Genomic DNA, 8373 nt, shown 5'->3' with positions numbered 1-8373 from the left:
GCCGAAGCCGCGATCTGGGCGCGCGACAATATGAGGAAGCCCTTGATCGCCTACATCGCCGGCCTGTCCGCCCCGAAGGGCCGCCGCATGGGCCATGCCGGCGCGATCATCTCGGCCTTCGGCGAGTCAGCGCAGGAAAAGGTCGAAATCCTGAAGGAAGCCGGCGTCGTCATCGTGCCGACCCCCGCCTCGTTCGGCGAAGTGGTGGCCGATACGCTGGCGCGGACGAAGAAGGCAGCGTGATAGCCGGCCAGGCGAAAGCCGCGGAAAGCAGAAAGTGAAGCCGGGCCGGCGATCTTCGCGATCGCCGGTCCCGATCGGCTCGCCTTGCGGCAATTCGAGGAAGTGCGCAACAATTTCTATCCGGACAGCGGCTTTGGAACAGAGCAAACGCATCAAGTTTCGCGAGGACGAGCGCAGCCTGCTGTTGCGCCTGCTGCTGCAGGTCGCAAGCGCGCGCGAGCCCGAGATCGCCGCGGTCCTGAGCGAACGCAGATCGCTTGTCTCCCTCGCCCCCGAACAGCGCATCCCGGCGCTTCAGGCAAGCGGCGTGTGGTTCCAGTTGCTGACGATTGCCGATGAACTGATGGCCATGCGGGCGCGGCGCGAGCTCGAACAGGGCGCGGGCGTCGACGAGGTGCCCGGGTCCTTCGCAAGTGTGATTGCCCAGATGGCGGCGAACGGCCACTCGGCGGTAGAAGCCCAGGCGGCACTCGACGAGCTTTGTGTCGGCCCGACCATGACCGCGCACCCGACGGAGGCCAAGCGCGTCACCGTGCTGGAGATTCACCGCCGCATCTATCGCAAGCTGACCGAGCTCGACCAGCCGCGCTGGGCTCCACGCGAACGCGACCTTCTGGTCGCCGATCTGGAAAGCGAGATCGAGCTTCTGTGGATGACGGGCGAGCTGCGGCTGGAACGCCCGACAGTCGAACGCGAGATCGCCTGGGGCCTGCATTTCTTCCGCGAAGTCATCTTCGAGGCAACGCCGCAGCTCTATGGCAAGCTTCAGGGCGCTTGCGAGCGTCACTATCCAGGCCAGCCGATCCGAGTCCCCTCCTTCATGCGCTATGCCTCGTGGATCGGCGGCGACCGCGACGGCAATCCGAATGTGACCGCCGCAGTCACCGCCCATGCCATGGCCGAATACCGCGACACCGCCATAAGCTGGTATCTGACGCAAGTGCAGCGGCTGGTGTCGGTGCTCAGCGCCAGCTCGAACGTCATTGAGCTGCCGGCCAGCTTCACGCCGGTGCTGCAAACCGCGCTTGAGAAGAGCGGCGAGGCGCAAGAGATCGCCGCGCGCAACCCCGACGAACCGCTGCGCCAGTTCGCCTCGGCCCTGCTTACCCGGCTGCTCGCCACACGCGACGGCGGCAAGGCGGCGTACCTGTCCGCAGAGGCGTTTCGCGCCGATCTGAGCGCGCTGACTTCGGTCCTCGAAGCGATTGGCGGGCGCGCGGTGGCCAGGCGCTTCGTCCAGCCACTCATTTGGCAGGTCGGAAGCTTCGGTTTCCACACGGTCTCGCTCGACATCCGGCAGAACTCCACGGTCGTCAACCGGGTGCTGGCCGAGCTGTTCGCGCTGACGGACTCGACCGATCCCGTCGCCCCCGGCACATCGCAATGGTCGGCGCGCATTCGTGCTGCGCTCAGCCAGGGCGAGCGGCTGGAGATCGACAAAGGGCGGCTCTCGCCGGAAGCAGCCGAACTGCTTTCGATATTCTCGGTTATCGCCAGGCATATCACGGGCTCCGATCCCGACGCGGTCGGCTCCTTCGTGCTCAGCATGACCCGCTCGGCCGACGATCTGCTCGCGGTCTACCTGCTGGCGCAATATTGCGGGCTATCGAACGCGCCCGGCGCCGGCGGCACGATCAGGCTGCGGATCGTGCCGTTGTTCGAGACCATCGCCGACCTGCAGGCTGCCCCTGCCATCTTGAACGGATTGCTCGGCGTTTCGCTGGTGCGGCGCACGGTGCGCGATTTCGGCGCGCGCCAGGAAATCATGCTTGGCTATTCGGATTCCAACAAGGATGGCGGTTTCCTGGCTTCCAATTGGGAACTGGCAAAGGCGCAAAAGCGCCTCGCCGCCATCGGCCGCGAGCATAACACCAGGATCAGTTTCTTCCACGGTCGCGGCGGTTCAGTCAGCCGCGGCGGCGCGCCGACCGGGCGTGCGATCGCAGCGCAGCCGCAAGGCACCGTCGCCGGATCCATGCGGGTGACCGAGCAGGGCGAGGTCGTATCGTCGAAATTCGCCAATCGCGGCACCGGCCTCAACCAGCTCGAGGTTCTCGCCGCCGCGGTGCTCGCTCATGGCGTGCGGTCTTCCGGCGACGCCGGGGCAAAGGAACCGCCGGAGTTCGACGAAGCGCTGGAGGCGCTGGCGGGCATGTCGCAGGCATCCTACGCCGGATTGATGGCAGAGCCCGGCTTCCTCGATTATTTCAACCAGGCGAGCCCGGTCGCCGAATTGGCGCTCTTGAAAATGGGCTCGCGTCCGGACCGCCGTTTCGGGGCCAGCGGCATCGCCGACCTGCGCGCCATTCCATGGGTGTTCGCCTGGAGCCAGAACCGACATCTCCTGACCGGCTGGTACGGTATCGGCAGCGCGCTCAGCGCCTTCGTCAAGGTGCGCGGCGCGGCCGGGCACGAGCTTCTCGCCCGCATGTTCGAGCACGCGCGCTTCTTCCGCCTGATCGTCGACGAGGCCGAAAAGACGCTCTACCAGTCCGACATGGAGATCGCCCGGCTGTACACCGGCCTGGTCTCCGACAGCGATGCGGCCAGCCGAATCTACGCCCGCATCGCCGCCGAATACGAGCTGACGCGACGCCTGATCGGCGACCTCACGGGCGGCAATCTTTCCGCTCGCTTCCCGATGTTCAAGCGGCGTTTCGACAATCTGCGCCAACAGATGGACGATATCCACCGGCTGCAGGTCGATCTGCTGCGCGAAGTCCGGGCAAGCCGCGAAACGGCGAATCGGAAACGGGCGACCGACGCCCTGCTGGTATCGATCAACTGCATCTCCGCCGGCCTCGGCTGGACGGGCTAGGACTCGGCCCTTTTGCTCAGTAACCGACTGGAAAATTCAAAGCAGCGGCGCGGTCCTCGGGACTTGGCGCGCTTCTGTCTTTGGCCCGCGGAATACAGACGATGCGCGAATCGTCCATCGGCTTGCGAGGTCATCCCAGCAACATGTTTGGAGGGATGGTGCGGTCGAGAAGACTCGAACTTCCACGGGTTGCCCCACAGCGACCTCAACGCTGCGCGTCTACCAATTCCGCCACGACCGCACGTGGTAGGAGCCGGAACCGTCCGGCCCGGGGCCTGTAGCAAATCGTTTCCGGGGAAACAAGTGCGCTGAGCGGAATATTCGTCGCTCATTTGCACAACCCTCTGCAGGCCGGCGGCACACCGCCGGAACTGGACGTTTCGGCAGATTGCCGCCATATAAGCTGAGACGCACGCCGCCCAAAGACGAAATGCGATTGGGATCGCGGCATGCATACCCGGTAAACGAACAATCCATGACAGAACGCAGCCAGATCGCCACGTCGTTCCTTCCTCTCCCCGGTTCGGCGCCGGTGGAATGGGTGATCGAACCAGGCCTGACCGCCTATCCGGACGCGCTGGCCTTCATGGAGGCGCGCGCCGAGGCGATCCGCAGCGGCGCTGCCGGCGAGATGGTCTGGCTGGTTGAGCATCCGCCGCTCTACAGCGCCGGAACCAGCGCGCGTAGCGAAGACCTGATTGATCCCGACCGGTTCCCGGTCTTTGCCGCGGGCCGCGGCGGCGAATACACCTATCACGGCCCCGGCCAGCGCGTGGCCTATGTCATGCTCGACCTCAAGCGCCGGCGCGAGGATGTGCGCGCCTTCGTCGCGGCGCTGGAGCAATGGATCATCGAAACACTTGCCGCCTTCAATGTGCGCGGCGAGCGGCGCGAGGACCGTGTCGGCGTCTGGGTGGTCCGGCCGGATTGCTCTGCTTCGCCGGATGGGACGCCGGCCGAGGACAAGATCGCGGCGATAGGCATCCGGCTGCGGCGCTGGGTGAGCTTTCACGGCATCGCCATCAATGTCGAGCCGGATCTTGGCCATTTCAGCGGCATCGTGCCCTGCGGCGTTTCAGATCATGGCGTGACCAGCCTCGTCGATCTCGGCCTTCCCGTCACCATGGCCGATCTCGACGTGGCGCTGAAATCGGCGTTCGAGGATGTGTTCGGGCCCGCAGCAGTGCCTGCTATCGAGTTTGTCCGCAAGGCAGGCTAGCTGCCTTACATGAGCTGAGCTGACGCCCACAGCATCCCATAGCCATGGATGGCGAAGACCGCGAGCAAAGCACCGGCCATGGCCAATCGGTCGAAGGTCTTGATAGGCTTCAGTTCGTGGCGCGGCTTCACACCGCTGCCCACGGTGATCAGGCTGAGGATCGAAAAAACCGCGCCGGCGATCAGCAGGAAGCTCGGCGAGAAACCGGCCCGCCAGCCGAGCGCCAGAAGCGCGGACAAGAGCAGAAAGGACGCCAGCGCGAGTGCCGCCGGGCTGGGGCAGATCTGGCGCAGCACCTGGCCGCCGTCGAATTTCCACACCGGCACCAGATTGGCGATGTTGAACAGCGACGCGCAGCCGGCAAGCGTGGCCAAAAGCGTCGCGGCCAGGCGATATCCTTCGCTGCCGGCGAAGCCGCTGGCGGCGATCAGCATCGGCACCAGGAAAGCCGAAAAACCGGCGCCCATCAACGCCACGAACGCCACCTCGAAGCGGCTGTCATAGGGCCTGCCGCCGATCGCAATGCCGCCAAGCAGCGGAATGAAGATCATCCGCGCCCGGCGATGCCCCGTCAGCCGGAAGGCGGCCATGTGGCCAAGCTCATGCAGGGCGACAACGGACGTCAGGATCGCGGCCAGCGCCAGGCCGCCGAGGTTGAGGCCGAAGAACGGCCACAGCATCAGGGCCGAGAGCACGGCAAAGCCGATCTGGCTCAGCGGATGCTCGAACCAGCCGCCCTTGCGATAGGCGCCGGTTGCCGTCCAGACATCCAGCTTGCGCAGCTCGCGGCGCATGGCGAAGAAGCGGAAGACCAGGAAGGCAACCCCGCGGTAGCGATCGGTTTGGGTAAGCGTCACCCGCGTTGCATCGCCCTCGGGCACAAGCGCGACGGTCTCGCGATAGCTCGCCCAGAACGACGGATCGAGGGCCGTATCCTCGATCACGGTCATCGAGAAGCGGCTACCCTCGCCGACGTCCTCGAACCGCGCCTTGCGTTCGATCGGCCGGCCGTCCCGGCCGTCCCAGGACAATCTGACCAGCGCCGTTCCCTCTTGGTCCAGCGGCTCGGCGGAAAGGATTTCGCCGGACCATCCGGCATCGCTGCCGAACGGCCACAGCGCCTGCCAGAGGCGGTTGCGGTCGGCCTTGATCACGCGGCTGACCGTCACCGTGCGCAGCCCGAGCGGCACGGTCATCAAAAGAAAGATCAGTCCGAGATTGCCGGCCACGAGGGTGACCGTGACAATGACCGACACTGAAGGCGCTCCCTAACTTAAGGGAGGAGCCTAACGGGTGCGCGGCCAAGAAAGGCTTAACAACAAGGGCTGGCTCTTGCCCGTCTCAGCAGGCTTTGCCGGTCCCAAACGGACGGGGTCTTCTCCGACCCGCAAAGGGCGGGCCTTGCCCGCCCGAAACAGCGGCGGCAAGGCCGCGTGATCACATGGCGCCGATCCAGATCGCCATGGAAACGAGAAAGGTGCTCATGCAAACCAGCGAGACGACATCCTGAACCAGATCAGACATAACTCTCTCCGTTGTTAGTATGTTCGTAATTTGTTCTAATTTTGTTCGAATGTCAACGACCGCCGGCACGGAGCGGCAGCGAGAGAATTTTGCACAGTAAATGAAAGGTTAACTGCCGTGGCAGGCAGGAACTGTAAGGCGCGGCAGCGACAGGAAGCCATGAATGACTTCAGTTTCACAAATGCGATCGGCTACCGGGCGGCGTGTGCAAAGTGTCGGTGATTGGCCACTGTCTTCGCCACTGCCGCGAACCTACGACTGCGGGCAGCCACAGACCTCGCGATTGAAGCCCTGGACGCACCGGTATGAACCGCCGCGTGGACAACCGAAAAGCAAGGAGTAGATGGTCGACACGGCCACCACCAGGAACAACAGCGCGACAATCCCGAGCATGACCTTTTTCACGGCAGCCTCCGACCGGCGGGCGGTCGCATCTTAGCACATCCGCAGCGGATGCATGATCGGATGCCATGACATCGTCATCGGCTGTGGGACCTGGCTCGGGGCCAGTTAAGTAGATTGTCGACCTGGCCTCAGAGGGGCACGACTTTCCCCTCGGCCAGCGTCACCCGGCGGTCCATGCGCGATGCCAGCTCGTGATTGTGGGTGACGATCAGTGCCGCCAATCCGGATTGCCTGACCAGCGCCTCGAGCGCGTCGAAGACATAGGAGGCGGTCGTCGGATCGAGATTGCCGGTCGGCTCGTCGGCCAGGAGCACCAGCGGCGCATTGGCGACCGCGCGGGCAATGGCGACACGCTGCTGCTCGCCGCCGGAAAGCTCGGCCGGCCGGTGCTGCGCGCGTTTGCCAATCTGCATGTAGTCCAGAAGCTGTGCCGCCCGTTCGGACGCCTCCTTGGGAGGAAGCCCCTTGATCAGCTGCGGCATCATGATGTTCTCGAGCGCCGAGAATTCCGGCAGCAGATGATGGAACTGGTAGACGAAGCCGATATCGTTGCGGCGAATCGCGGTGCGCTCGTCATCGGAGAGCCGGCCACAGGCGCGTCCGCCAAGGATCACGTCGCCCGCGTCGGGCCGCTCCAGCAGTCCCGCCGTGTGCAGCAGGGTGGACTTGCCGGTGCCCGACGGCGCGACCAGCGCGACCATCTCGCCGCGCCTGAGCGAAAAGTCGGCGCCGTTCAGAATGGTGAGCTTGCGCGGCCCCTGGACATAGTGCCGCTCGACGCCCTTCAGCTCGATAATGGCTTCGGCCATCACTCGTACCTCAAGGCTTCGACAGGATCGAGCCGGGCGGCCCGCCAGGCCGGAAACACCGTCGCAATGAAGGACAGGCCGAGCGCCATGATGACGACATAGGTCGTCTCGCGCGGGTCCATCTTCGCCGGCAGCTGGCTGAGGAAATAGAGTTCTGGGTTGAACAGGATCCGACCGGTCATCCAGGAGAAGAACTGGCGGATCGATTCGATGTTGACGCAGATGACGACGCCAAGCAGCACGCCGGCAATCGTGCCGGTGACGCCGATTGCCGCCCCCGTCATCAGGAAGATGCGCAGGATCGCGCCGCGCGAGGCGCCCATGGTGCGCAGGATGGCGATGTCGTGGCCCTTGTCCTTCACCAGCATGATGAGGCCGGAAATGATGTTGAGTGCCGCCACCAGCACGATTAGCGTCAAGATCATGAACATGACGTTGCGCTCGACTTGCAGCGCCGAGAAGAAGGTCTCGTTGCGCTGGCGCCAGTCGACGAGATCGACCGGCCGCTGCGCCGCTTGCTCGACCAGCGGCTTCAGCGCATCGACATTGTCCGGATTGTCGACATAGATCTCGATGGTCTGCGCGCGGCCGTCCATGTTGAAATAGAGCTGCGCTTCCGAGAACGGCATATAGACGATCGAGCTGTCATATTCCGACATGCCGACCTCGAAGATCGCGGCCACCTTGTAGCCCTTCATGCGCGGCGTCGTGCCGAGCGGCGTCACGTCGCCGTCCGGTGAGATCAGCGTGATGGTGTCGCCGAGCACCAGCCCGAGGCTTTCCGCCATGCGCTTGCCGATCGCCACGCCCTCGCCGGTGTCGAAACCGTCCAGCGTGCCCTGCTTGATATTGCTTGCGACGATCGAAATCTTGCCGAGGTCCTCGCCACGGATGCCGCGCACCAGGGCGCCCGTGCCGCCGCCGACATTGCCTTGCGCCAATACCTGGCCGTCGATCAGCGGAATGGCGTATTTGACGCCCGAGACGCCGTTGATGCGGCTTGCCACCTGGGCGTAGTCCTCCAGCGGCGAATCGAGCGGCTGCACGATCAGATGGCCATTGACGCCGAGGATCCGGGTGAGCAGCTCGGCACGAAAACCGTTCATCACCGCCATAACGACGATCAGCGTCGCGACGCCGAGCATGATGCCGAGGAAGGAGATGGAGGCGATGACGGAGATCACCGTCTCCTTGCGCCGCGAGCGCAGATAGCGCCAGGCCACCATGCGCTCGAAGCCCGAAAAGGCGCCCGCCCCTGACCTGGCCGCTGTCGCCGCCTCGCTCATCAGGCAACCTCACGATTGCGTTGAATCAGTTTAAGAGCTGATTGGGCGTTGGTCCCGCGCCACCGTGAC

General features: G+C 64.6%; 6 protein-coding genes, 1 tRNA gene and 1 pseudogene. 3 read left to right on the top strand and 5 right to left on the bottom strand.

Annotation, left to right across the window (positions count from 1 at the left end; genetic code table 11):
- Together P9272_RS35365 and P9272_RS35360 are read left to right on the top strand one after the other, a co-directional pair.
- Window positions 1-243, top strand: a pseudogene (locus P9272_RS35365) (succinate--CoA ligase subunit alpha); the annotation flags it as partial.
- Window positions 244-376: 133 nt separating this feature from the next.
- Window positions 377-3061 (top strand): phosphoenolpyruvate carboxylase, encoded by a 2685-nt coding sequence (locus P9272_RS35360; protein ID WP_278164792.1) that lies wholly within the window; start codon window positions 377-379, stop codon window positions 3059-3061.
- A gap of 156 nt (window positions 3062-3217) precedes the next feature.
- Here P9272_RS35360 and P9272_RS35355 read toward each other — a convergent pair.
- Window positions 3218-3302, bottom strand: a tRNA-Leu gene (locus P9272_RS35355).
- 234 nt (window positions 3303-3536) lie between these two features.
- Between P9272_RS35355 and lipB the strand changes: the two genes are divergently transcribed.
- A complete protein-coding gene (gene lipB / locus P9272_RS35350; protein ID WP_278164790.1) occupies window positions 3537-4280 on the top strand; it encodes a lipoyl(octanoyl) transferase LipB in 744 nt (247 codons plus the stop codon).
- 5 nt (window positions 4281-4285) lie between these two features.
- On the opposite strand, the gene P9272_RS35345 is transcribed toward lipB, so the two are convergent.
- The 4 genes from P9272_RS35345 to P9272_RS35330 form a co-directional block, all read right to left on the bottom strand.
- A complete protein-coding gene (locus P9272_RS35345) occupies window positions 4286-5536 on the bottom strand; it encodes an SRPBCC family protein (protein WP_278164788.1) in 1251 nt (416 codons plus the stop codon).
- 520 nt (window positions 5537-6056) lie between these two features.
- On the bottom strand, window positions 6057-6209 hold the full coding sequence (locus P9272_RS35340; RefSeq protein ID WP_278164786.1) for a hypothetical protein: 153 nt from the start codon (window positions 6207-6209) through the stop codon (window positions 6057-6059).
- Between the two features lie 128 nt (window positions 6210-6337).
- Window positions 6338-7021, bottom strand: a complete 684-nt coding sequence (locus P9272_RS35335) for an ABC transporter ATP-binding protein (protein WP_278164784.1) — start codon at window positions 7019-7021, stop codon at window positions 6338-6340.
- Window positions 7018-8304, bottom strand: a complete 1287-nt coding sequence (locus P9272_RS35330) for a lipoprotein-releasing ABC transporter permease subunit (RefSeq protein WP_128258141.1) — start codon at window positions 8302-8304, stop codon at window positions 7018-7020. The genes P9272_RS35335 and P9272_RS35330 overlap by 4 nt, the downstream gene beginning before the upstream one ends.
- Window positions 8305-8373: the final 69 nt, after the last annotated feature.

Origin of the sequence: Mesorhizobium sp. WSM4976, assembly GCF_029625685.1 — a bacterium.
Taxonomy (GTDB): domain Bacteria; phylum Pseudomonadota; class Alphaproteobacteria; order Rhizobiales; family Rhizobiaceae; genus Mesorhizobium.
The sequence above is the reverse complement of the archived record's forward strand: the minus strand, read 5'-3'. Positions and strand labels throughout refer to the sequence as shown.